Origin of the sequence: Corynebacterium limaceinasi (genome assembly GCF_046717465.1) — a bacterium.
Taxonomy (GTDB): Bacteria; Actinomycetota; Actinomycetes; order Mycobacteriales; family Mycobacteriaceae; genus Corynebacterium.
Genome location: NZ_CP177100.1, coordinates 2,354,936 through 2,377,082 on the forward strand (window position 1 = coordinate 2,354,936; position 22,147 = coordinate 2,377,082).

21 protein-coding genes are annotated in these 22,147 nt (G+C 60.8%); 10 read left to right on the forward strand and 11 right to left on the reverse strand.

Features of this window, described 5'->3' with window-relative positions:
- Window positions 1-3: 3 nt before the first annotated feature.
- The 3 genes from ACLI1Q_RS11325 to serS all read right to left on the reverse strand — a co-directional run bounded on the left by ACLI1Q_RS11325 (window position 4) and on the right by serS (window position 4,944).
- Window positions 4-1,728 (reverse strand): glycerol-3-phosphate dehydrogenase/oxidase, encoded by a 1,725-nt coding sequence (locus ACLI1Q_RS11325; protein ID WP_239269309.1) that lies wholly within the window; start codon window positions 1,726-1,728, stop codon window positions 4-6.
- A 300-nt stretch (window positions 1,729-2,028) separates the two neighbouring features.
- Window positions 2,029-3,660 carry a lysophospholipid acyltransferase family protein gene (locus tag ACLI1Q_RS11330; RefSeq protein WP_239269310.1) on the reverse strand — a complete coding sequence of 544 codons (1,632 nt, stop codon included), beginning with the start codon at window positions 3,658-3,660 and terminating at the stop codon, window positions 2,029-2,031.
- A 27-nt stretch (window positions 3,661-3,687) separates the two neighbouring features.
- Window positions 3,688-4,944 (reverse strand): serine--tRNA ligase, encoded by a 1,257-nt coding sequence (gene serS / locus ACLI1Q_RS11335; protein ID WP_239269311.1) that lies wholly within the window; start codon window positions 4,942-4,944, stop codon window positions 3,688-3,690.
- Window positions 4,945-5,009: 65 nt separating this feature from the next.
- Between serS and ACLI1Q_RS11340 the strand changes: the two genes are divergently transcribed.
- The 3 genes from ACLI1Q_RS11340 to ACLI1Q_RS11350 are packed head-to-tail and all read left to right on the forward strand — an operon-like array spanning window position 5,010 to window position 7,184.
- Window positions 5,010-5,759, forward strand: coding sequence for a GntR family transcriptional regulator (locus ACLI1Q_RS11340; protein WP_239269312.1), 750 nt, complete (start codon window positions 5,010-5,012; stop codon window positions 5,757-5,759).
- Window positions 5,760-5,786: 27 nt separating this feature from the next.
- On the forward strand, window positions 5,787-6,836 hold the full coding sequence (locus ACLI1Q_RS11345; RefSeq protein WP_239269313.1) for a septum formation family protein: 1,050 nt from the start codon (window positions 5,787-5,789) through the stop codon (window positions 6,834-6,836).
- Window positions 6,837-7,184: a metallopeptidase family protein gene (locus tag ACLI1Q_RS11350; protein ID WP_239269314.1), complete on the forward strand. Its 348-nt coding sequence runs from the start codon at window positions 6,837-6,839 to the stop codon at window positions 7,182-7,184.
- Here ACLI1Q_RS11350 and ACLI1Q_RS11355 read toward each other — a convergent pair.
- Together ACLI1Q_RS11355 and pheA are read right to left on the reverse strand one after the other, a co-directional pair.
- On the reverse strand, window positions 7,181-7,834 hold the full coding sequence (locus tag ACLI1Q_RS11355; protein WP_239269315.1) for a histidine phosphatase family protein: 654 nt from the start codon (window positions 7,832-7,834) through the stop codon (window positions 7,181-7,183). The two genes, ACLI1Q_RS11350 and ACLI1Q_RS11355, sit on opposite strands and share 4 nt — an antisense overlap.
- A 9-nt stretch (window positions 7,835-7,843) precedes the next feature.
- Window positions 7,844-8,752, reverse strand: coding sequence for a prephenate dehydratase (gene pheA, locus ACLI1Q_RS11360; RefSeq protein WP_284772106.1), 909 nt, complete (start codon window positions 8,750-8,752; stop codon window positions 7,844-7,846).
- A 33-nt stretch (window positions 8,753-8,785) separates the two neighbouring features.
- Here pheA and ACLI1Q_RS11365 point away from each other — a divergent pair, with 33 nt between their 5' ends.
- Genes ACLI1Q_RS11365 through ACLI1Q_RS11375 form a run of 3 tightly spaced genes read left to right on the forward strand, consistent with a single transcriptional unit; the run spans window position 8,786 to window position 11,972 of the window.
- Window positions 8,786-9,922, forward strand: coding sequence for an amidase (locus tag ACLI1Q_RS11365; RefSeq protein WP_284772105.1), 1,137 nt, complete (start codon window positions 8,786-8,788; stop codon window positions 9,920-9,922).
- The gene (locus ACLI1Q_RS11370) at window positions 9,919-10,629 is read left to right on the forward strand and encodes a CPBP family intramembrane glutamic endopeptidase (RefSeq protein WP_284772104.1); all 711 of its coding nucleotides are present in this window, start codon (window positions 9,919-9,921) and stop codon (window positions 10,627-10,629) included. Before ACLI1Q_RS11365 ends, ACLI1Q_RS11370 begins: the two co-directional genes overlap by 4 nt.
- A gap of 59 nt (window positions 10,630-10,688) precedes the next feature.
- The gene (locus tag ACLI1Q_RS11375; protein ID WP_284849693.1) at window positions 10,689-11,972 is read left to right on the forward strand and encodes an LCP family protein; all 1,284 of its coding nucleotides are present in this window, start codon (window positions 10,689-10,691) and stop codon (window positions 11,970-11,972) included.
- 8 nt (window positions 11,973-11,980) lie between these two features.
- On the opposite strand, the gene ACLI1Q_RS11380 is transcribed toward ACLI1Q_RS11375, so the two are convergent.
- The 4 genes from ACLI1Q_RS11380 to ACLI1Q_RS11395 form a co-directional block, all read right to left on the reverse strand.
- Window positions 11,981-12,169, reverse strand: a complete 189-nt coding sequence (locus ACLI1Q_RS11380; RefSeq protein ID WP_284772102.1) for a hypothetical protein — start codon at window positions 12,167-12,169, stop codon at window positions 11,981-11,983.
- An 86-nt stretch (window positions 12,170-12,255) separates the two neighbouring features.
- A complete protein-coding gene (locus tag ACLI1Q_RS11385) occupies window positions 12,256-13,176 on the reverse strand; it encodes a DUF5926 family protein (RefSeq protein WP_005279695.1) in 921 nt (306 codons plus the stop codon).
- Window positions 13,177-13,193: 17 nt separating this feature from the next.
- Window positions 13,194-13,898: a glycerophosphodiester phosphodiesterase family protein gene (locus ACLI1Q_RS11390; protein WP_239269321.1), complete on the reverse strand. Its 705-nt coding sequence runs from the start codon at window positions 13,896-13,898 to the stop codon at window positions 13,194-13,196.
- Entirely contained in the window at window positions 13,898-14,845 is a 948-nt protein-coding gene (locus tag ACLI1Q_RS11395) for an L-lactate dehydrogenase (RefSeq protein WP_239269322.1), read from the reverse strand. The genes ACLI1Q_RS11390 and ACLI1Q_RS11395 overlap by 1 nt, the downstream gene beginning before the upstream one ends.
- 87 nt (window positions 14,846-14,932) lie before the next feature.
- On the opposite strand from ACLI1Q_RS11395, the gene ACLI1Q_RS11400 reads away from it, so the two are divergent.
- On the forward strand, window positions 14,933-16,675 hold the full coding sequence (locus ACLI1Q_RS11400) for an alpha/beta-hydrolase family protein (RefSeq protein ID WP_239269323.1): 1,743 nt from the start codon (window positions 14,933-14,935) through the stop codon (window positions 16,673-16,675).
- On the opposite strand, the gene msrA is transcribed toward ACLI1Q_RS11400, so the two are convergent.
- Window positions 16,672-17,319 carry a peptide-methionine (S)-S-oxide reductase MsrA gene (gene msrA / locus ACLI1Q_RS11405; RefSeq protein WP_239269324.1) on the reverse strand — a complete coding sequence of 216 codons (648 nt, stop codon included), beginning with the start codon at window positions 17,317-17,319 and terminating at the stop codon, window positions 16,672-16,674. The two genes, ACLI1Q_RS11400 and msrA, sit on opposite strands and share 4 nt — an antisense overlap.
- A 164-nt stretch (window positions 17,320-17,483) precedes the next feature.
- Between msrA and ACLI1Q_RS11410 the strand changes: the two genes are divergently transcribed.
- The 3 genes from ACLI1Q_RS11410 (at window position 17,484) to ACLI1Q_RS11420 (ending at window position 20,672) form a co-directional block, all read left to right on the forward strand.
- The gene (locus tag ACLI1Q_RS11410) at window positions 17,484-18,086 is read left to right on the forward strand and encodes a superoxide dismutase (protein ID WP_005279684.1); all 603 of its coding nucleotides are present in this window, start codon (window positions 17,484-17,486) and stop codon (window positions 18,084-18,086) included.
- A gap of 125 nt (window positions 18,087-18,211) precedes the next feature.
- Window positions 18,212-19,363, forward strand: coding sequence for an MFS transporter (locus tag ACLI1Q_RS11415; protein WP_239269325.1), 1,152 nt, complete (start codon window positions 18,212-18,214; stop codon window positions 19,361-19,363).
- Window positions 19,364-19,373: 10 nt separating this feature from the next.
- On the forward strand, window positions 19,374-20,672 hold the full coding sequence (locus tag ACLI1Q_RS11420) for a copper oxidase (RefSeq protein ID WP_284849694.1): 1,299 nt from the start codon (window positions 19,374-19,376) through the stop codon (window positions 20,670-20,672).
- On the opposite strand, the gene ACLI1Q_RS11425 is transcribed toward ACLI1Q_RS11420, so the two are convergent.
- The gene (locus ACLI1Q_RS11425; protein WP_284772094.1) at window positions 20,669-22,102 is read right to left on the reverse strand and encodes a TM0106 family RecB-like putative nuclease; all 1,434 of its coding nucleotides are present in this window, start codon (window positions 22,100-22,102) and stop codon (window positions 20,669-20,671) included. The two genes, ACLI1Q_RS11420 and ACLI1Q_RS11425, sit on opposite strands and share 4 nt — an antisense overlap.
- Window positions 22,103-22,147: the final 45 nt, after the last annotated feature.

Below are 22,147 nucleotides of genomic sequence, written 5' to 3' on the forward strand. Positions count from 1 at the left end.
CCCTTATCCTTGAGTCTCGGTCGGACGAGCGGAGCCAGCGCGGACCAGAATGTCGTTAGCTTCGCGGTCAGTTACAGCTGCCTCGGCAGCCAGCTCGGCCTCGGTGTGCTTGGTGAAGGTATCCACCTCGAGCTGCTTGTCTTCCTCGCTCCAATCCAGCAGCGGAGCAACGAAGTCCGCAACAGCGGGAGCTGCGTTGACGCCACGGTCACCGAACTCGATGGCAACGCGGAGGCGACGGGTCAAGATATCGTCCAAGTGCAGTGCACCCTCGTGGGTGACGGCGTAGCGCACCTCAGCCCAGAGGTAGGACTCTGCGCCAGGAACGGGCTCGAGCAAGGACTCGTCATCCTGCGCAGGAGCCAGAACCTCGCCCAAAAGCGAACCGTAGCGGCCGAGCAGGTGCTCGATGAAGTCCTCGCTCAGGTTGTAGCGGCGGGCCAAGGTAGGAATCTGGTTGGCCAGTGCGTGGTAGCCGGCAGCGCCCAGGATCGGGGTGTGCTCGGTGATGGACTCCGGCACCTTGCCGCCGAGTTCCTTCACGGCTAGGTCAACGGCATCCTTACCGATGACGCGGTAGGTGGTGTACTTACCACCGGCAACGGAAACCATGCCCGGGGCCACGCGAGCCACGGCGTGGTTGCGGGACAGGTTGGTGGTGGAATCGGACTTACCGGACAGCAACGGGCGCAGGCCAGAGTAGACACCGACGATGTCATCGCGGGTGATCTGGCGACGCACGCGCTGGTTGACCTCATTCAGGATGTAGTCAATATCTGCCTTGGTGGGGGCGGGATCCGGAAGGGATAGACCCTTCTCCCAGTCGGTATCGGTAGTACCGATGATCCAGTAATCGCCCCATGGAATGACGAAGAGGACGGACTTTTCGGTTACGAAGCACAGTGCTGCTTCTGCATCCAGGGCATCCTTTGGCACGACGATGTGCACACCCTTGGAAGCGTGAACGGTGAACTTGCCTTCCACGCCGGCCAGCTCCTGGATCTTGTCGTTCCAAACACCGGTGGCGTTGATGAAGACCTTACCGCGCACGGTGGCCTCGCGGCCAGTGGCGGTATCGCGGACCTTGGCGCCAACGATGCGGCCACCGCGGTCCTTATCAAAGCCGATGACCTCGGTATTGGTGCGCACATCGGCGCCGTACTCGGCGGCGCTGCGCAACACGGTCATCGTGTGGCGGGCATCGTCCACCAGGGTGTCGTAGTAGCGCACACCGCCGACGATGGCGTCTTCCTTCAGGCCAGGGGTGACCTTAAGGGCGCCCTTGCGGGTGAGGTGCTTTTGCATCGGCACGCTCTTTGCACCGCCCATGAGGTCATAAAGGGTAAAGCCGCCGAACATCATGACGCGCTCCCATACGTGGTGGGTGAGCGGGAAGATGAACTTCAGCGGCTTAACTAGATGGGGAGCCAACGTGGACATGTTGAGCTCGCGCTCCTTTAGGGACTCTGCCACGAGGCGGAAGTCAAACATCGCAAGGTAGCGCAGGCCACCATGGAACATCTTGGAAGAGCGAGAAGAGGTACCAGCGGCGAAGTCGCGGGTCTCCAGCACTGCGGTCTTCAAACCGCGGGTTGCTGCATCCAGTGCCGCGCCGGCACCTACGGAGCCACCACCGATGATGACGACGTCGTAGTCCTCATCCGCGTAGCCGTTCCACACATTTTCAAAATATTCGGGGTTAAAGGATTGGTTGCTTTGCTGGGTCATTAGAGACCGCATCTCCTTCCTTGGTGCTCATGTGTGCTTGCTCCGACAAACGATGAATGAGATGGCGTAAGCACAGCTAAAAGCAAGTTTTGGATGATTCATGATGGCGACTATTGCGCTCTAAAAAGTAGAGCCAATATCTCCTATCTCCTATGCTAGAGGTCACCGGGTAAACATTCACTAGAGGTTTCTCACACGTAACTTCCGGCCCCGTAAGCAGTCAATTTCCACCCTTTGCTTAGCTCCCCAAAAAGAAAAACACCCCCTCGCGGGGGTGGCAACGCCAACGTTTGCACGCGGCTAATCTTTTTGTAGCCGGGCCATCGCTTCCAAAACCTCAGACATACCTGCGCGCTCGGCGGAATACGTCACAGCCTGCGCATCCTTGACCACCTCGATGGGCGCGGTCTCTAGAGCAACGACCGGGATGTGATTCAAAAATTCTTCATCCCCTGGTTCATTACCAAAGACCAAAGTCTCGCTCGGCTTGGCTTCCAAATCATCTAGGATGCAGTCCACGCCGGCGGCCGCCGTGGCCGAGGTAACCTTCATCGCCTCCTTATCCACGAGCGGCTTTTCGGCCTGCTCATCAAGCTGGATATGCCACACCGCCTGCGGGACATCGAGATCCGCATCGCACGACACCGCGATGAGCACCTCCGCCGCGGGGTAGATGCCTTCTAGCGCCGCCTTCAACCGCGGGGTCAGGGCATCGTCTTCCCAGTTCAGCGTGCTTTGATGCGCCACTACTACGCGCGGGATGTCAGAAAACTGGGCCTTGAGCCGGTGCGGCAGGCGAGAAACGATCAGGCGCGACTGTGTCGCCGCGGCGAGCAATCCTTGCTCTACCACGGATCCTTCCCAGATCTCCTTGCTGCTTGCGGCAATAGAGGCCTGGGCCTGCGCCACGTCGGACTTCAATTGCGCCATGACATCGGCGACCTTATCCTTGCCTTCATCCAAGCCACGGGTCGCCTCTTCCACCACGGCATTGAGATTGGTTTTGACCCACTCCAAGGTATCGGCCGCGATATGCTTCTTTTCCTGGGGCTCGTCGCCAACGTGTTCTTCCTGGCCTTCCTTACCTTTGGCAGAGGCCATGTGGTTGCGCACGAGTTCAACGGTGGAAACGGAAACGCGCTCTTTGAGCCCTACCAAATCATCGCGCAAACGACGCACCCGGTGCCGCTCCGTTTCTACCTCCGCATCGCGAGCTTCGGCCTCTTCCAGGGTCGGGGCAGAACCGCCCTTGCGCGCGGGAACCCAATATTCGCCGGCGGGCATGGGGCCGAACTCCGCCTCGTAATCCTCCCAAAGTCCCTCTAGGGCCTCCTGCATGCGCCGTCGGATTTCAGCTGTATCGGCTTCTGGGTCCCCAGTGGGGTAATACGGCTCGAGCGCGGAAATAAAGACCGGAGTCTTGGTGCGTCCCAAATTCTTCTTGTGGCCCTTTGTCCACAGGCGCTGCGAACCAAACATCACTTGCGGGACAACCGGCACGCCCGCCTCAAAAGCGATGCGAGATGCGCCGGTTTTCATGCTGCGGATTTCAAAGCTGCGGGAAATCGTGCCCTCCGAAAAGACACCGACGAGCTCGCCGGCTTCGGCAAGCTCTACCGCCTTGCGCAAGGACTCTTTGCCATCGATGCGGTCTACCGGCACGTGCCCCATGGCGCGCAGCAGGGCACCCACGCCTGGCGCGCTAAAGATGCTGGCCTTAGCCAGAAAGCGCACCAGCCGTTTTTTACGATAGGCAATGAACGCGCCGAACAGAAAATCCATGTACCCGGTGTGATTGCACACCAGGACGGCACCGCCGTCATCGGGAATATTCTCTTCCCCCGACAGGCGCATCTGCAGGCCTTGGGCCAAGGTGAGGCCGCGCCCAATGTGGGTGATCTGGCGGTACAAGAAATTCGTCGCAGCGTTCATGGTGCTCCTTTAGCTTTGCTCCGCAGGCTACTGCGGCGTGAGAACATCCTTGCCCACGAATGGGCGCAAGGCCTCTGGAACAACGACGGAACCATCGGCTTGTTGGTGATTTTCCAAAATCGCCACGATCCAGCGGGTGGTGGCCAATGTGCCATTCAAGGTGGCGGCTACCTGCGTCTTCCCGTTCTCGTCGCGGTAGCGAGTGGATAGGCGGCGGGCCTGGAAGGTGGTGCAATTGGAGGTAGAGGTTAGCTCACGGTAGGTGCCTTGGGTTGGCACCCACGCCTCATTATCGAATTTGCGGGCCGCCGAAGAGCCCAAGTCACCGCCGGCGATATCGATGGTGCGGTACGGCAATTCCATCGCAGCCAGCATTTCCTTTTCCATATCGAGGAGCTTTTGGTGCATTTCCTCTGCGTCTTCCGGCTTGCAGTAGACAAACATCTCTAGCTTGTCGAATTGGTGCACGCGCAGGATGCCGCGGGTGTCCTTGCCGTGGGAACCGGCCTCTCGGCGGAAGCAGGAGGACCAGCCGGCGTACTGCAGGGGACCATTGGATAGATCGATGATCTCATCCTTGTGGTAGCCAGCAAGGGCTACCTCGGAGGTGCCCACGAGGTAGCGATCATCGGCTGGCAGGTAGTAGATCTCATCGGAGTGCTGGCCCAAAAAGCCCGTGCCGGCCATGATCTCTGGGCGCACCAGAACCGGCGGAATCATCAGCTGGAAGCCGGCTTCCCGTGCCTTTTGTGCAGCCAACATCAGCATGCCCAGCTGCAGGAATGCGCCATCGCCGGTGAGGTAGTAGAAGCGGGCACCGCCGACCTTCGCACCGCGCTTGACGTCAATGAGCCCCAGGGATTCGCCGAGTTCAAGGTGGTCCTTGGGCTCGAAATCGAACTGCGGGATCTCGCCTACCTCTTCAACGAGGACGAAGTCATCCTCGCCGCCGGCGGGCGCACCTTCGACGACGTTATCGATCTTGTACTGCAGCTCTTCCACCGTGGCCTCAGCCGCGGACCGAGCCTCTTCAGCCTCTTTGACCTTGGCTTTCAGCTCATCTGCGCCTTCCAGCAACGCCGGGCGCTCTTCCGGGGAGGCCTGACCAATCTTCTTGCCCAGGGATTTCTGCTGGGAACGCACCTCGTCTGCCTTCTGGATGGCAGAGCGACGCTTCTCATCGGCTGCGAGGAGCTGATCCACGAGCGAGGGGTCTTCCCCACGGGTGACCTGGGAGGCGCGGACAACGTCTGGGTTTTCACGGAGTAGCTTGAGATCAATCACGGAACTGATTCTAGCGCACTGCCATTGCCTTGCCGTGGTAATAACCAGCGAATTATTATGGAATCATGTCCTCCCTAGAATTGCCGGCCCGCGAAATCAGCGATGGCCCCACTCCCAAGCACGCCCAATTGCACGATATTCTGGAGGAATTATGTAATACCACCTTCAAACCCGGTGATATCCTCCCCGGTGAGAGGCTCCTAGAGGAAACCTACGGCGTCTCCCGCATTACGGTGCGCCGGGCCATCGGGGATCTCGTTGCCGCCGGTAAATTGCGCCGCGTGCGCGGTAAAGGCACCTTCGTTGCCCCCAACCCCTTGGTATCGCGCCTTCACCTGGCCTCTTTTTCCGATGAAATGAGTGCCCAGGACGTGGTGGCTTCCTCCAAGATCCTGAATAGCGGCCGCGCTAGCGCACCGGAGGCGGCCACCCAATTCTTTGGCACCCCTGCCACAGAGGAACAAATTCATTTGCGCAGGCTGCGCTTGGGCGATGGCGAGCCTTATTCCATCGATGACGGCTGGTACAACTCCGCTTTTGCGCCGAGCCTGCTGGAAAATGACACCTATAACTCTGTGTACTCGATTTTGGATAAGACATTTGGCGTCCCCATCACGGACGCGGACCAGACCGTCTCCGCTATTGCCGCCAATGAGGAGATTGCGCCGCTTCTCGATGTCCCCGTGGGTTCCCCACTGCTGCACATCGTGCGTTGCTCGCGCTCGGGGGATAAGCCCGTGGAATGGTGTTCCTCGGTCTACCGCACTGATAGGTACCACCTGAATACCCGCGTTTCCCGGGATACCTCAATCTAGAAAAGACCCTGCTTAAGGGGTAAGATAATGGGCCTTATGAAGAAATCACCTGCGTGGCGTTCCGCTGTGGCCGTCCAGATTGCCTTGATCTCAGCAATCGCGGCGGCCGTTTTCATGGGTATCTACGGCATTGTCAGCAACCACGGCTCCAACGGGGCCGATAATACGGCCTCTTCCGAGCAGTCCGCTGAGGGCGGTGCGGGTGGCTCGGGATCCTCCGATCCGAAGACGGAGCCTTTTACCTCCGCTTCCGCTGGGTCCTGCGTGACGTGGGATATCAACGAGGATGGCTCTGCCGCTTCCTTCAAAGAGGTGGAATGCTCGGAGCAGCACCGCTTTGAGGTCTCTACCGTGGAGGATCTCAGCGTCTACCCCACCAGCGAATTCGGCCCAGATGCCTCGCGGCCCGCGCTTACCCGCCAGCACCAGCTGCGCGATGAGCTCTGCGAATCCGCCACAGTGAGCTACCTGCACAGCAAGTGGGATCCGCACGGCAAATACGATATTGCCTCCATTTTGCCGCCGGAATCCGCGTGGGATAACGGTGACCGCACCCTGCTGTGCGGCCTACAGACCACCGATGATCACGGCGTGCCGCAATTGACCACCGGCAACGTCGAGGCCTCCGAGCAGGCCAATCTGGCTAAGCCGGGCGAGTGCTTGGCCATCGATGATCAGCAGGTACCGCACGTCGTGGACTGCGGCCAGCCACACCAGCTGGAGACGGTATCCGTCATCGACTTGGGCAAGAAATTCCCCGACGCGTACCCGGACGGCAAGGAGATGGATAAATTCCTCTCGGATACCTGCACGGCCGCCGCTGAGGATTACTTGGGCGGGGAAGAGCAGCTCTACCAATCCACGCTGCAACCGTTCTGGGGCACCGTATCGGAAGAGTCCTGGAATGGTGGCACCAAGTCCGTGAACTGCTCACTCGTCCACGCCCGCGATGATGGCGGCTTCTCCTCCATCACTGGTACCGCCACCGGTGGCCGCCAGGCGCTCTCCATCGATGGCAACCCGCCGGAGGAGCGCCCTGAGCGCAACCCGATTCGCGATGATAAGCCGGCGCCGTAAATGTATTCCGTCTCGGAAGAGCGCTTCGAGGAGATGGTCAATGACGCCCTCGATCAGGTGCCCGATGAATTCGTGCGCAAGATGCGCAACCTAGTGATCCTGGTGGAAGAGGAAAACCCCGATAATCCCACCTTGCTGGGGCTCTATGAAGGCGTCGCTTTGCCTCGGCGCACATTTGACCACACCGGGTATTTGCCCGATGCGATCTTCATCTATCGCAGCACGCTGCAGCGCTGGGCCACGTCAGAAGAAGACCTGGCCGAGCAGGTCAAGGTCACGGTCTTCCACGAGCTAGGCCATTACTTTGGCATGGAAGAACACGAACTGCACCAGCTGGGCTGGGGTTAGAGCTCAATATCGGCCCAGCGGGTAAGCGTCCACTCGCCAAATTTCTTGCCGCGCGGTTCCATCACGGTAAAGCGGCAATTGGGCATATAACCGGTATAGGCAAAGTCCGCGTCCGCCCCGGTGGCGTGCTTCGTCACCACCCGGATGGCGGCGCCGTGACTGACGAGGATGACATCGCGGTCATCGGCAAGCTGCGCCGCAATCTCTTCCAATGCGGGCTGGAAACGCGAAAGCACGTCCTGGAGCCGCTCGCCACCTTCCATGGCGGCCTGGCTATCGCCGTAACACCAGCCGCGCATGGCCGTATCGTGGCTGCGGTGGGCGGCCTCGCTGGCATCGAGCTCCCAATCGCCGGCGAAAATCTCCTGCACATTCGGGATGACATCGATGGGAATGGAAAAGCGCGGCAGGTTCCGCTCCTGTTCAAAGGCGCGCGCCGCCAAGGTGGCGGTCTGCTGCGCCCGCAGCGCAATAGAGCACTTGAAGTCGACCTCGCGATCACCCACGAACCCCGCTAGCTCCCGGCCCACCTCCGTGGCCTGGTTGCGCCCCAGATCCGTAAGCTCCGCGCCCGGCGGCCGGGTATCCAGCAGCCGGGATACGTTGGAATGGGTTTGGCCATGGCGCAGCAGGATGATTCTTCCAGTCATGCGTCCAGATTATTGACCCCTGCGCGCCCTCGCCACCCAGGCATCCGCCTCAGCCAGGTCCCGCGGCGGGTGGCCGGCGGGCGTCGCGGTGGGCCAGGAGCCCAAAAAGCGCAGTTCCTCCGCCCGCAACCACACCGCGCGCAGGGCCTCAGCAACCGGCTGGTCATCGATATGCCCAATCAGGTCCACATAGAAGCGGTAGGTACCAAAGGTCTGGCGAGTCGGCCGCGACTCAATCCGGGAAAGATCCACCCCACGGTGGGCAAAGTCTTGCAAGGCCCCCACCAGGGTTCCCGGCTGGTTGGGCAGGGTGAAAATGACGCTGGTGCGATCCTGGCCGGTGCGTGCGGTCGGGCGACCCGGCAGGCCTACCAACACAAAACGGGTAGCCGCGCCCTGCACGTCGGCCACGCCGCTCGCCTTGGTTTCTAGGCCGAAAAGTTCTGCCGCCCGCGCTGGCGCCGCCGCCGCGTCGACCTCCCCGCGCGCTACGGCCTGAGCCGCCGCCGCATTCGAGCTCGCCGGCACGAATTCCACGCCCGGCGCGTTCTCTGCCACCCAGCCGCGGATTTGTTGGAAGGCCACCGGGTGCGTGCTCAGGCGCGTGATGTCTTTCGTTCCCGGCCGGGTCATGATGCTGAAGGTCACGGGGATATCTACCTCGCGGTAAATCTGTACGGGATCGCCTTCTACCAACGCGTCAAAGGTCGTCGTCACCGCCCCGTCCACGGAGTTTTCGATGGCGACGCAGGCATAATCGGCCTGCCCGGCGCGCACGGCCGCCACCGCCGCTGAAGGCGAGTCCACCGGTAGGGTCTCCACGGTCTCCCCGCGCGCTTCCCACTCCGCGGCAAATTTGTGCACGGCGGCCTCCGTGAACGTACCGGCGGGGCCTAAGAAAGCGATGGTTGTAGTCATGCCCGTCACCTTAGCCCACTAGACTGGTGCGCCATGGACTTTTCCATAGAACGATTCCGCGCCGATGTGCAGGGCATGGGCCCCACAGAGCACGGTTTTACCTACCTGGATCTGCAGCGCACCCCCGCCCGCACCGGTCGACTGTGCGGGTGGGTCCTATCTGCAAAGGATCTCAACGATGTCGCGGGCATGCCCACCACCTTGGGCAATGCCAAGCGCACGTACTATCCCGCGGTCAGCGAGCCGTTCATCGCGACATTGGAAAAGCAGGGCGCGGTATTCATTGGCAAGTCCTCCACCCCGGAGTTGGGCTTGCGCGTCGATACCGAGCCGGTGGATCTTCCCCACCCCGATAATCCCCTTTATCCAGGACGCACCCCGGGCGGTTCTTCTGGCGGCGCGGCCGTCCAGGTAGCCCGCGGCCTCGTGCGCGCGGCGCAGGCCAGCGATGGCGGCGGTTCCATTCGCGTTCCCGCGGCGGCCTGCGGGGTCGTGGGCTTTAAGCCTGCGGGCAGCAACCTGGGCGCGGAGGGGTTTATCACCCGCACTGTGGCCGATAATGCCTTCCTGCACGGCCACCGCATGATCACCCCGCGCGCCCGCATTGGGCTGTTGCTTGAGCCCCTTTTTGCCGCGACTCGGGTGGAGGCCCACCACCTGCGGGCGGCACGCGAGGCCGCGGATCGCCTGCGCGCTGCGGGGTTCGAGGTGGTCCCCATTGCGCCTTATCCGCAGGCGGGGGCCACGTTTGCGCACTTCCGCGAGATCTTTACCTCCCGGTTTGTGGGGCTGCCGCAGGCAGAGGGCTACGCGGCTTGGGTGGCCCAGCAAGGCGCTACCGTATCCGCCGCAGAGCTGAACGCGGCGCAGCGCCATGTCCGCCACCTCCCGGAGCTCCTAGCGCAGCAATGGCGGGTCGATGCCATTATCACGCCCATGCTCACCGCGGATCCCCCGCCGCGGGGGCATTTCCTGTCCCTTCCGCACGCGGAGAATTTCGACGCCCAAACGCGCTGGTCCCCATGGGCCTCGCTGTTTAATATGGCCCAATTGCCCGCCATCTCTGTACCTTGGGCCATCCCCGCGCACCCGCCCGTCGGCGTGCATGTGGGAGGCATTACGCTTTCCGATGCCCAACTTTTAGGCCTCGCCCACATCCTGCACCCATGACCAAGAAACTACGCGCCGAGCTGCTCATCGTCCTCACCCTGACCTTTGGTATTTCCGGGGTCAGGGCGGTGTTGCGGCTTATCAATTCGCTGGCTGCTCCACAGGCGCTCAATGAGCAATCCGTCACGCTCAACTCCAGCCAATCCAGCCTGGCATGGGTGGATTTGGGACTGCAATTGTGCTCGGCGGCGGTCCTTTTTGCCTATGGTGCGCTGGTGATTTTCCTGCTGGCACAAGACCACATTAAACCGGCCGCCTACCGTGCCTCTGATTGGTTGCACGGCGCGGGACTCGCCGCGCTCATCGGCATCCCGGGCCTAGTTTTGTATTTCGCCGCGATGCAGTTTGGCTGGAGCAAAGAGGTCATCCCCGGTGACTTCGACAATGCGTGGTTAGAGATTCCGGTGTCCCTCATCAAGGCCGCCGCAAATGCCTTTGCGGAAGAGACCGTGGTGGTCATGTGGCTGATGACGAGGCTGCGCCAGGCGCGCTGGTCGCTGCCGGCTGCCTTGGCAGCTAGCTCCATCCTGCGCGGTTCATATCACCTGTACCAGGGGGTATCGGCCGGCTTTGGCAATATCATCATGGGCGTAATCTACGGCTACTACTATCACCGCACAGGCCGCGTGTGGCCGCTTGTCATCGCGCACTTTCTTATCGATGCGATCGCTTTCCTCGCCTATTCCTTCGGCCTTTCTGTGCTTTAATAGTGGCGTGCTCGCGAGGAAAGCGGGGGAATTGGCCGGCGCCTTGTAAGGTATAGCGCATGACTGAATCAGGACGAGATCCGCATCGGGAGGCGCGCCGCGCTGGCGATAGCTCATCCAGTGAGTTCGTCCTTGGGGCCGATGGCCGTCCCCTCAAGGACCGCTACGGTCGGCCCATCCGCCGCCGGCCGCGCACGAATCGTGCCGAGCCGCAGCAGCACATCCCGCGCCAGGAAACCCCTACCCGCTACCCCAGCCAGTACCGGGCCCAGCAGTGTTCCGCGCAGCAACCACCACAGCGGCCACAACAGCCACAGCAACGGCCGCCACAGCGATCGCAGCCGCAATCGCCGCAGCAGCTGCAACAGCGCTACCAACCACAACAAGCGCAGCAACCGCCCCGCCGCCACTCTAAACCGCATAGCCGCCGGAAAAAGACCAATCCGGTCAAGCGGTTCTTTGGGTGCGTCGGCATCTTTGTCCTCTTCGTCGTGGTCTGCAGCCTCATCTTCGCGCTGTGGGCCGATACGCGCCTGACCCGCGTGGATGCCCTCCCGGATGAGCAGGTGGCCAATACCTCCGGCACCAATTGGCTGTTGGTGGGATCCGATTCCCGCCAGGGCCTGTCCGAAGAGGATCAACAAGCCCTCGGCACCGGTGGCGATGTGGGCGAGGGCCGCACCGATACCATCATGCTCCTGCATATCCCACGCTCCGGCCGAGCCCAACTGGTCTCCATTCCGCGCGATAGCTACGTGGAAGTACCCGGCTTCGGCATGGATAAGATCAACGCCGCTTTTGCCTACGGCGGGCCAAAGCTCTTAGCACAAACCGTGGAGGGCAATACTGGCCTGCACATTGATCACTATGCCGAAATCGGCATGGGTGGTTTGGCCAATGTGGTCGATTCCGTCGGCGGCGTTGATATCTGCGTTGCAGAGCCCATCAATGACCCCCTGGCGGGCATCGATCTGCAGGAAGGCTGCCAGAAGCTAGAGGGCAGCGATGCGCTGGGTTATGTGCGCACCCGCGCCACCGCAATGGGCGATCTCGACCGCGTGCAGCGCCAGCGCGAATTCTTTGCCGCGCTCCTAGATAAGATCACTTCCCCGGCCACGCTGATTAACCCCTTCCGGTCGATTTCCCTGATTAACCACACCGCCTCCTCCTTCATCGTGGGCGATGGCGACCACGTATGGCACCTGGCCCGCGTGGCGCTTGCGATGGGCTCCGGCGTAGATACGGAAACCGTTCCCATTGGCGGGTTCCAGGACACCGTCGTGGGCAATGTCGTGCTCTGGGACGATGAAGGCGCCCAACAACTCTGGGACTCCATGAAATAGGCCTGAACTCAATCTTCGTATCGGAAAAACGTTATTGAGAAACCAGCAAGTGTGGTTGCTATGAAGAATTCAAGGAGAATTCTCCACTCCACAGGATCCATAGAGAACATCCTAATTATGCCAAGGATGAAGGCTATTGCGCCGGCGGCTGCGAAAGCCCAGGCTATGCGCCGAGGCCCTGAGTTTTTCTTGTTCATGCCTTAACTCGTCCTAGCTAGATTGCGAAGAAAACGGCCCTTTCCTCCTCGTACTGTAGGGAAAGGGCCGCTTTGGTGTGGTTCGTTTAGCGCAACGTCACCTGGCGGGACTTGATGTTTTCTAGCTGCTTGCGCTCTTCTGCGTTCAATTGCGCGTCATTGGAGATTTCTTCTTCCAAGGCCTTATCTACGCCCGCGAGCTTGTCCTCATAAGAGGAATAATCAACCTCGGGCTGCACGTCAAAGACGGGAGCAATAAGGCCGTGAGTACGGAATACTCCGGCAAACTTGGTGTCCTCGCCCAAGTTCAGCTCGCCGCGCGCGGCGACTCGCGCCAGGGCATTGAGGAACGCGGCCTCATCGTCGTTCGGGCGCACCCAGCGCACGTGCGCTTTGCCGCCGCCGGCATTGGCCCAAAAGGCTGTGCCGGTAATGTCCTTGCCCACCTGGTGGGATTCGATGACCGAGTCATTGGCGGCGCGCATGGACTGCGATACCTCGGGGGTGACCTGTGCGCCTTCCGGGATCCACCAGCTGAAGTCCTGGTGGACTTCGATGTCGAGGGTAGTTGCGGCATCGATAAGCTCACTAAGCTCCGGCTGCGAGCCATCGGCCGCGGTTGATTCCAGGGTCGAGCCTGGCTCGTTGTTCTTGACCCAGTTCAGAGCGAAAGCCAGATCCCGGCCGGGGTTGTGGGTGTGAGACTGCACCTGGAGTGCCACAAAAGCATCGCCGCCGAATTCCTCATCGCGGATCAGCGCCGCGGTGGCGCCCGGAAGGACAGTGGAGACGTAGACGTTCCTATCGCAGCCCTTCACGTCGAGCTTCGCAAAAGCAGAAGGCACAAACTCTTGCATGGCAACGAGGGAAGCCTCCGCTGCGAGGCCGCTATAGGGGCGCGGGTCTTTTTCCAAGGCGGCGCGTTCTTTGGCGCGGGCAGCAAGCTTCGCCTGACGGCGGGACATGCCCTCAGGCAGGTCTTCTTGTTTCTTTTTCTTCTTGGCCATGCCTCCAAGATACCTGCCTACAGCTCAATAGCGCGCAGGGCCACCTCCGGCTGATTGGTGGCAAGCATGTCCACGCCATTGGACCAGGCCCACTTCATGTCCTCCGGCTTATCAACGGTCCACATATACGTAGGCAAGCCCTGCGCGCCGATAATGGCCGCCTGCATCTTGGCGCGCAGCAGGGAAACCCCCAGGGCGCTCGGCCGCGACCACATGAAATCCGAGCGATTAAAATGGCGTTCCCAGTCTCGGCGCAGGTAAATGCGGTCAATATGCGGTGCCAAAATCTTCATGCGCCGGATGGCTTTGTGGGAAAAGGAAATAACGTGAATGCGCGGATCCTCATCGAGCCCGGCGGCGCGCAGTCGTTCCATGACCCGCTTTTCCAAGGCGCTACCTTGCCCGGAGGGGTGCTTGGTTTCAATATAAAGGTGGTGGGGCTTGTCCCCCAGCATGGCCAGGAGGTCATCGAGAAGCATCATGCGCTGCCCCTTGCCGATGTCGACCTCGCTCAGCTCCTGCCAATCCATCGCCGAAACCCGCCCGGCGCGCCCCGTCGTTCGCTCCAAGGTGGGATCGTGCTGGACCACCACCTTGCCATCGCGGCTTAACCGCACATCGCACTCCACGCCATGGATGGGAAGCTCCATGGCCTTTTCAAAAGCTAAGGGGGATAGCTCCGGATATTTTCCGGAATATCCCCTATGCGCGACGATGTGCACTAGCCGAAGAACTTCTCTTTGATGTCATTGAGCGTCTTTGCAGAAGCGTCGAAGCGTTCCTTTTCGTGCTCGTTGAGCTGCAGCTCTACCGGCCGAACGATGCCGGTGCGGTTCACGATGGCCGCGGTACCGATGTAGAGGTCTTCCACGCCGTACTCGCCCTGCAGGTAGGCCGAGACGGGAAGCGCCACGTCCTGGTTTTGGATGATCGCGGCGGTAATGCGCGCCAGCCCCATGCCGATGCCGTAGGAGGTCGACCCCTTTGCATCGATAATGGAGTAGGCGGCGTCGCGGGTTTCTTCAAAGATCTTTTCAATGCGCTCGGCGTATTCCGGATCCTTTTCCAGCTTCTGCGAAAGCGGGACACCGGCGATATTCGCGGTGGAGACGGCGGGCAGCTCAGAATCGCCGTGCTCACCAATGATGTAGGCGTGCACGGACTTCGGGGCCACGCCCTCCAATTCACCCAGCATGTAGCGGAAGCGCGCGGAGTCCAGAATCGTACCGGAGCCGATGACCCGCTTGTGGTCAAAGCCGGAGGCCTTCCATACTGCATACGTCAGGATATCGACCGGGTTGGTGGCGACCAAGAAAATGCCGTCGAAGTCATTAGCAATGACATCTCCGACGATGCTGTTCATGATTTTGACGTTCTTATCCACCAAGTCAAGGCGGGTTTCGCCGGGCTTTTGGGCGGCGCCGGCGCAGATGACGACCATGTCAGCGTCCGCACAATCTTCGTAGGTGCCCTTGGTGACGCGGGTACGCTGTGGCGACCAGACCACACCGTGGTTGAGGTCCATGACATTGCCTTCCAGCTTCCGCTCATCGATGTCGATGATGGCCAGGTGGTCGACGATGCTCTGGTTGACAAGTGCGTAGGCGTAAGCGACTCCCACGTCACCCGCGCCAATGAGAACGACTTTATTTCCTACATGATTTGCCATGACCCCATTGTGCAACGCCGGGCGGGGTTTTGCATGCGGAATGTTTCACACTGCGCAACGAGGCATGTTCTGGGATAATGGGCAACCATGAAACGCGCCTTCAGCCGCGCTGCACTAATTTCTCTTGGCGTAGTCGCGGATCTCACGCCCGTCGTCCGCATGACCAGCCGGCAGACGTTGCCGCCCCATATGTCGGCCGGAATCTTAGGCGCAGAGCTGGCCACGTGGGCCGCGGTATCGCCGTCCTTGCTGCCCCGCCCGTGGTGGGTGACGGCAGCGAATGTATCTATCGGCCAGGCCATCGGGCACCTCGGGGCGGCCACGACGAGTTTCGTGCTCAACCGGCTGGGCAAGCGCCCCCAAGACCGCTTGGGCCCGCAGCACCGCCAGATTTTGCACTTAGCGATTGGCGCCGGCACCGCCTTCAACGCGGCGCTCTCACTGCGCAACCAGGAAAAGCAGGCGGGTTTGGTCAATAAGCAATTGGTTCGCGGTCCGGCTACCGCGGCCATCGGCCTAGCCGCCGGCACCGCCGGATACGGCGCGCTGCTCTTGGTGGGCGAGGCCGCACAACTGACCGTGACCAAACTATCGCGCCAATTGGGCCGCTGGGTTCCAGCACTCGTGGCCTGGCCGGTCGTTACCGCAGGCCTAACGGTGGCCGCGGTGGGGCTATCGGACCGCGTGGTATTCCGGCGCTGGATCCGTTCGCTCTCCCACAAGGCCCAGCGCCTGAATAAACAAATCTTTCCCGGCACGTCGATGCCCTGGGAGCCGGAGCGCTCCGGCAGCCCGTGGTCACTTGAACCTTGGTCCGCGCTGGGGCAACAGGGGCGGCGGTTTGTCTCCAACGGCCCGCGCGCCCGCGATATTCGCAGCATCACCGGCGCTCCCGCCAAAGAACCCATCCGCATTTATGCCGGCTATATCCCAGGGCGTTCTTTTGCCCAGGCGGCGAAGAAGGTGCGCTCAGAATTGCAGCGCACCGGTGCGCTGCGCCGGGATACCATCGTCATTCAGATGCCCGCGGGATCCGGGTGGATCAATAACTGGGGCGCGAGCTCCTATGAGTTTTTGACCGCCGGTGATTGCGTCACCGTCACCATGCAGTATTCCTACCTGCCCTCGGTTTTTGCCTACCTCGTGGATAAAAACGCGCCCAAGCGCGCCGCCGCGGAGCTCATTTCCGTGGTCCAAGAAGAAATTGACAAGCTCCCGGAAGAAGACCGCCCGCGGCTCTACCTTGCGGGGGAATCCCTGGGTGCCTACGCCATTATGGATAACTTCCAGAACAAGGAAGAACTCCTGGCCGCCTGCAGCGGCGCGGTCTTTTCTGGCCCACCGCGGATGACGCACTTTACCCAGCGCCTGCGCCGCGATATCGGCTCGCTCGAGCGGCTCCCCGTCATCGATGACGGGCAACACGTCCGCTTTGTTGCCCAACCGGAACACTCGCGCCACGATGCCTTTGGCAACGATTTTCCTTCCAGCTGGCGCCGACCTCGCGTGCTCATCGCCCAGCATGCCTCCGATGCCATCGTGTGGTGGGACCTGAACCTGATGTTCCGGCGTCCCACCTGGATGCACGAACCCCAACCGGAGACACTCCGGGCGGATACGCTCCGCCACCTGCGCTGGGCGCCGTTTATTACTTGGTGGCAGATTGGCCTGGACCAGATCAACTCCCTGAACGTCCCAGGTGGCCACGGGCATAACTACTTTCAGGAAATGCTCTGGTACTGGGACGAGGTCCTAGGCTCCCAATCGCGCCTGAACCTCACTTCAAAGTTAGCCGGCAAAATCGCCGGATTTATCCGGCTCGACGCCTAATCGCACTTCACACCGGTGCTGTGGTGCGGGCAGTATCCGTTCGGCACCTTGTGCAGGTACTGCTGGTGCTCGTCTTCGGCCAAGTAGTACTCGCCAGAGTCCGTATCAGCTAAGCGCTTTACTTCCGTCGTGGTTTCCCCAAAACCAAATTCTTTGAGCTTATCCGCGTAGCTATCCACGATTGCTTGGATCTCTTCCCGCTCTTCTTCGGTGCGGGGATAAAACGCGGAGCGGTACTGCGTGCCCACGTCATTTCCTTGGCGGAAGCCCTGCGTCGGATCGTGGGCTTCCAGTGCCTTCACCACGAGCTCGCGCAAGGAGATCTTCTCCGGGTTATAGGTGACCTCGACGGTTTCTGCATGGTTGGTTTGCCCGCGGCAGACCTCATAATACGTGGGATTCGGAGTCGTGCCACCGGCGTAGCCAACCGAGGTGGACTCGACGCCATCGGTCTCCCAAAACATCTTCTCCGCGCCCCAGAAACAGCCCAGGGCAATCAAGATCGATTTCTGGCCGTCCTTCCACGGACCGGTAATTGGGGTATTTAGCACCGCGTGCGGGGCTGGGTCCAAGACCGGCTCGCTGCGGCCCGGCAAGGCATCTTCCGCAGCCACCATCTTCGGCTCTGGTTTAAACATCCACATCAGGTAAAGCTCCTTTCTCCATTTCCCTTAATAACGTTGTACTGGGAAAATAGATTCCCGGGCCACTAAATATTCGCTGTAATTGCAGATTTCAAATTAATCATGGCGAAATCTTTCGATCGTGCCTATCATCGGGACACGTACCCGAAGAAAGGATTACACAAATGGCTGTTTACGAACTTCCTGACCTCCCATACGCATACGACGCACTGGAGCCACACATCTCCGCAGAGATTATGGAGCTCCACCACGACAAGCACCACGCAACCTACGTGAAGGGTGCTAACGCTGCCCTCGAGGCACTGGAAGAAGAGCGCAACGGCGAGGCTAACCCAGACCGTATCCGCGCCCTGTCCAAGAACTTGGCATTCAACCTGGGTGGCCACACCAACCACTCCATCTTCTGGAAGAACCTGTCCCCGAACGGTGGCGGCCAGCCCACCGGCGAGCTGGCAGAGGCTATCGACCGCGACTTCGGTTCCTTCGAGAAGTTCCAGGCACACTTCGCTGGTGCCGCTACCTCCCTGCAGGGTTCTGGCTGGGCAGTGCTGGGTTACGACCACATCGCTGACCGCCTGATCATCGAGCAGCTCACCGACCAGCAGGGCAACGTCTCCGTTGACTTCACCCCGCTGCTCATGCTCGATATGTGGGAGCACGCTTACTACCTGCAGTACAAGAACGTGAAGGGCGACTACGTCAAGGCCGCTTGGAACGTCTTCAACTGGGACGACGTTGCAGAGCGTTTCGCTGCAGCTAAGAAGTAACTTCTAACTTAGTTACTTTCCGCCGCCTTTCCTTACTGGAAGGGCGGCATTTTTATGCTTGCACTAACCCCATCAAGGGTGTGGCGCAATTTACACCGCCGCCCGTGAAGAGAATGCTGGTATGCATGACCAGAAACCGGCGCGCCACCATCGCCATGCTCCTGTTGGGCTTGGCGGTGTTTTCTAGCCTCTATACCACCCAAGCAATTTTGCCCACGTTGGTAACGGATATGGGCATCTCGCACACGGAGGCGGCCATGACCGTTTCGGCCGCCACCGGCGCGTTAGCCATCTGTGTGGTTCCGGCGTCCATTCTTTCTGAGCGCTATGGGCGCGGGCGCATCCTCCTCATTTCCGCCATCGCCGCCACTATCTTGGGCCTCATGGTGCCCCTGGCCCAAGAGGGCTGGCAGCTCATTGCCCTGCGCGGGCTGCAGGGCGCGATGTTGTCTGGAGCACCGGCGACGGCGATGGCCTGGTTATCGGAAGAGCTCGAGGATCACGCTTTGCCTAAGGCGATGGGCCTTTATATCGCCGGCAATTCCGTGGGCGGGCTCACCGGCCGCATCATTCCCGCGGGCCTCGTGGAGTTTTCCTCGTGGCGCTGGGCTCTGCTCGGCTCCGCCGTGGTCTCCCTAGCCTTTGCCATTACCTGCTGGCTCCTCCTGCCCGCCCAGCGAAATTTTCACCCCAAGCCAATTCACTTCCGCTCCGAGCTGAGCGCGGTCTTTGGGCACTGGGCAAATAAGGATCTCGCCACGCTATTTATCGTTGCCTTTTTATCCATGGGCACGTTCGTGTCCATGTATAACTTCCTCACCTTCCGCCTAACCGGGGATTTTGGCCTGTCCCCGGCGCTAGCTGGTTTTGCCTTCCTGTTTTATCTCTCTGGCACGTGGTCCTCGGCCCGGGCGGGCACGCTGGTCGCCCGCATTGGGCACGGTAAAACCATGGTCGGTTCTGCCGCGCTCTTTACCGTGGGCATTATCCTCTGCGCCGGCAACCTGGCCATGACGCTTATCGGCATGGTGTGCCTGACCGTCGGTTTCTTCGCGGTCCACTCCACCGCGTCTGGCTGGGTGGGGCAATTGGCCACCCACGACCGCGCCGAGGCGTCCTCGATGTACGTTTTCTGCTATTACCTGGGCTCTTCCATCGTGGGCGCCTTAGCAGGCGTGCTTTTCGATGCCCTCACCTGGCACCAATTCATCGCCTGCTTCACCGCCTTTGCGCTCGCTCTCACGGCATTGACTTGGACCAAGGTTAAATCCGACTAAACTCGGTTTTATGCCTCAAGATAAGTGGTCGAGCCGCACCTGGCACCGCAAAGCCTCACGCCCCGTGTCCATCTGGATGATGGTCTTCATCGTGGTGGGCGCAGCGCACATATTTGTGCCCAACTATCGCTGGGTACTAATCCACCTCTTCACGTTGGGCCTAGTCACCAACAGCATCTTGGTGTGGTCGCAGCACCTGACTGAAAAATTCGTGCAACAAAAATTGCCGGATTCCGCCCGCCCCAAGCAGCTCGCGCGCATCTATATCCTCAATATCGGCATCATCATCGCCGTGGCGGGCCAAATCCTCGTGCAGTTCTGGGATCATCACTGGATACTGACCCAGATCGGTGCCATGCTTATCGCGCTCACCGTTTTATGGCACGCGGTGTCCCTCTTTACCCAGTGGCGAACAGCTAAAGATAAGCGCTTCCGCCCGGTTGTCGGCGCCTATGTGCTATCCGCGCTGTGCCTGCCGGTCGGTGCGGTCTTCGGCGCAATCCTGGCCATCCACCCGGGTGATCCACAGTTGCTCTTGGCCCATATCGCCGCCAATATCGGCGGTTTCATCGGCCTTGCCGCAGCAGGTTCTTTGACCATCCTCTTTCCCACCATCTGGCGCACGCAGGGCACCAATGAACGCATGTCCTCCTCGTTCCTACTGCTTACCCTGGGCGTGGTGGCAACGACCATTGGCGCGTTTCTGAACTTCCCACAGCTCGGGCTGATTATCTATTGCATCGGTTGGATCCTGAGCCTGCACCAGTGGCTTGGCAATGTCATCGACGTCGCCCGCGCACCGCGCGATCGCGTTAACTTTGCCTCCGTTTCGGTGCTGATGGCCGCACTCTGGCTGGTGCTATCCCTGGCGTACTACACCACACAGCACTTCCTCGTTGCGGAACCAGGGCTTCCCACCCTCGGCCTCGTCGTGGGGTTTGCGGCGCAGCTGCTCATCGGAGTCATGAGCTATCTCCTTCCCACCACCATGGGCGGTGGCCCCGGCGCGGTCCGCGCGGGGCTTCAGGAGCTAGATCGGTGGGGCCTGTTGCGCGCCACATTCGTCAATGGCGGGCTGCTTATCTGGATGGGCACGGATATCTCCGTGCTCAAGGTGGTGGCCTCGCTGCTATGCATCGGCTCTTTGGCGGTCTACCCCATATTCATCGCCCGCGCGGTCAAGGCCCAAAAGCAGGTGTTGATGAAAAAGGCGGAGGGTCCCGCGCCGAAAACCACCGCGGACTGGAACCAAATCTATATCGGCATCGCCATCCTGGCGGTGATCTACGCCCTATTCGCGGCGCTCTAGAGCTCTGGGGTCCCCGGCGCGCCGGCGGTCATCCACTCCCGCACTATCCGGGTGGCGTGCACATCGCCGGCGTTATAGTCCAAGAGGCGCTGCCGGACGCTCATGTCGCCCGCTAGGGCCTCCCGGCGCGCGTTCACGGACTCCTCGCCATCAAAGTCCTCGTCCGGCCACCGGAATCCCGCCACTGGGGCCACCACTTTGAGCCCCAGCCCAAAGGGCCCCGCGAAGGATCTCTTCACGTAGGCAAACATATCCACCCACTCTGGGGAAGAGATAAAGTCTTCTACTTCCCGTTCATCCACCTCCCGGAAGCGCTGCGCGGAGCGGCGCATCCAGTGATTCTCACCGTGGGCGGAATAGCAATAAGCGGCAAAGGTCTTGCCCTCCGCATGCGCTGTATCGCGCAGCTGCATCAACCACCGCCAAAATTCGGCGAAGTTCTCCGCCTCGGCGCGCGCGCCCAGCGGCTCCCACGTCACGAAGGGGTAATACTCCCCCTCGAACCACGCGCCCCAGAGGTAGGCGCCCTGGTCCATATAGGCTTCCATGTCTACATCCACCTCAACGTCCGCGCGCGGCACCGAAGTATCCCCGCGGCGCAACAGCGTCTGCCCAGAGCGCCACGCGGCAGCGAGGCGGGAGGGCTCGCCCACATTGGCATCGATAAGCGCCTGCACCGTGGTAATCCCGCGCTCGCGGAAGGGGCGGGCGCGATCGCCCGGTAAGAAAAGGGAAATATCGTCCGCCGCCACCAGCTCTTGCTCGCACAAGGGCCAGAACCTGCAGCTCGCACACTCTTTGACCCGCACCGGCGCGGTGGGCAGCGGCTTATCCCAGGCGCGCTGCACATCAAACTTCGCCGTCTCCGTAAAAAAGGCCTGTTGGCGATCCTGACCAATGGCCCCGCCCCGCCCGGAATTCAGGCCCATGTCCTCTAAGGCCTCGGCGGCTAGCGCCAAACGATAACCATCGACGGCATGGTGGCGGGGCTTATACGGAACCTCCATGGGCTCGCTCAACCCAAGGCGGTGGGTGGGCACGGCAAGCGTAGTTTTCTTTGGGTCCTTGCGCGCAACGCGGTGGTTGCTCACAATAATGGGGGTATAAGAACCCGCCTCCCGCAGCAGTAATTCCACGTGCACTTTCCACTTTTCGGTGGCAAAGACCGCATTGGTGATGTGGGTATAGCCGGAGGCAATGGCCTCCAGCGTGGCCATGGCGCGTTCCCAATCATCGCCTTCTAAATCGATGCGCCGGAAACGGCCAGGGGCTTTGCGCGGGAATAACTCCATGACCGCGTCCACTGCGGCGCTGTGGCGCTCGGCCCGAGCAATCGAGGATCGGGTACGCGGAATCTCCGGGTGGGCGCGCCGCTGCACCAAGCGATAGCGGCACCCAACGAGATCCGAAGCTACAACGACATCCTCCACACCGGGTGAGCTTAATAGAACAGCAAGGTAATGTTGAATCCAGAC

Excerpts from the sequence above, each read along its gene's own strand:
- ACLI1Q_RS11325 (WP_239269309.1), bottom strand. The coding sequence starts at position 1,728 with ATGACCCAGCAAAGCAACCAATCCTTTAACCCCGAATATTTTGAAAAT.
- ACLI1Q_RS11330 (WP_239269310.1), bottom strand. The coding sequence starts at position 3,660 with ATGAACGCTGCGACGAATTTCTTGTACCGCCAGATCACCCACATTGGG.
- ACLI1Q_RS11340 (WP_239269312.1), top strand. The coding sequence starts at position 5,010 with ATGTCCTCCCTAGAATTGCCGGCCCGCGAAATCAGCGATGGCCCCACT.
- ACLI1Q_RS11345 (WP_239269313.1), top strand. The coding sequence starts at position 5,787 with ATGGGCCTTATGAAGAAATCACCTGCGTGGCGTTCCGCTGTGGCCGTC.
- ACLI1Q_RS11350 (WP_239269314.1), top strand. The coding sequence starts at position 6,837 with ATGTATTCCGTCTCGGAAGAGCGCTTCGAGGAGATGGTCAATGACGCC.
- ACLI1Q_RS11355 (WP_239269315.1), bottom strand. The coding sequence starts at position 7,834 with ATGACTGGAAGAATCATCCTGCTGCGCCATGGCCAAACCCATTCCAAC.
- pheA (WP_284772106.1), bottom strand. The coding sequence starts at position 8,752 with ATGACTACAACCATCGCTTTCTTAGGCCCCGCCGGTACGTTCACGGAG.
- ACLI1Q_RS11365 (WP_284772105.1), top strand. The coding sequence starts at position 8,786 with ATGGACTTTTCCATAGAACGATTCCGCGCCGATGTGCAGGGCATGGGC.
- ACLI1Q_RS11370 (WP_284772104.1), top strand. The coding sequence starts at position 9,919 with ATGACCAAGAAACTACGCGCCGAGCTGCTCATCGTCCTCACCCTGACC.
- ACLI1Q_RS11375 (WP_284849693.1), top strand. The coding sequence starts at position 10,689 with ATGACTGAATCAGGACGAGATCCGCATCGGGAGGCGCGCCGCGCTGGC.
- ACLI1Q_RS11380 (WP_284772102.1), bottom strand. The coding sequence starts at position 12,169 with ATGAACAAGAAAAACTCAGGGCCTCGGCGCATAGCCTGGGCTTTCGCA.
- ACLI1Q_RS11385 (WP_005279695.1), bottom strand. The coding sequence starts at position 13,176 with ATGGCCAAGAAGAAAAAGAAACAAGAAGACCTGCCTGAGGGCATGTCC.
- ACLI1Q_RS11395 (WP_239269322.1), bottom strand. The coding sequence starts at position 14,845 with ATGGCAAATCATGTAGGAAATAAAGTCGTTCTCATTGGCGCGGGTGAC.
- ACLI1Q_RS11400 (WP_239269323.1), top strand. The coding sequence starts at position 14,933 with ATGAAACGCGCCTTCAGCCGCGCTGCACTAATTTCTCTTGGCGTAGTC.
- msrA (WP_239269324.1), bottom strand. The coding sequence starts at position 17,319 with ATGTGGATGTTTAAACCAGAGCCGAAGATGGTGGCTGCGGAAGATGCC.
- ACLI1Q_RS11410 (WP_005279684.1), top strand. The coding sequence starts at position 17,484 with ATGGCTGTTTACGAACTTCCTGACCTCCCATACGCATACGACGCACTG.
- ACLI1Q_RS11415 (WP_239269325.1), top strand. The coding sequence starts at position 18,212 with ATGACCAGAAACCGGCGCGCCACCATCGCCATGCTCCTGTTGGGCTTG.
- ACLI1Q_RS11420 (WP_284849694.1), top strand. The coding sequence starts at position 19,374 with ATGCCTCAAGATAAGTGGTCGAGCCGCACCTGGCACCGCAAAGCCTCA.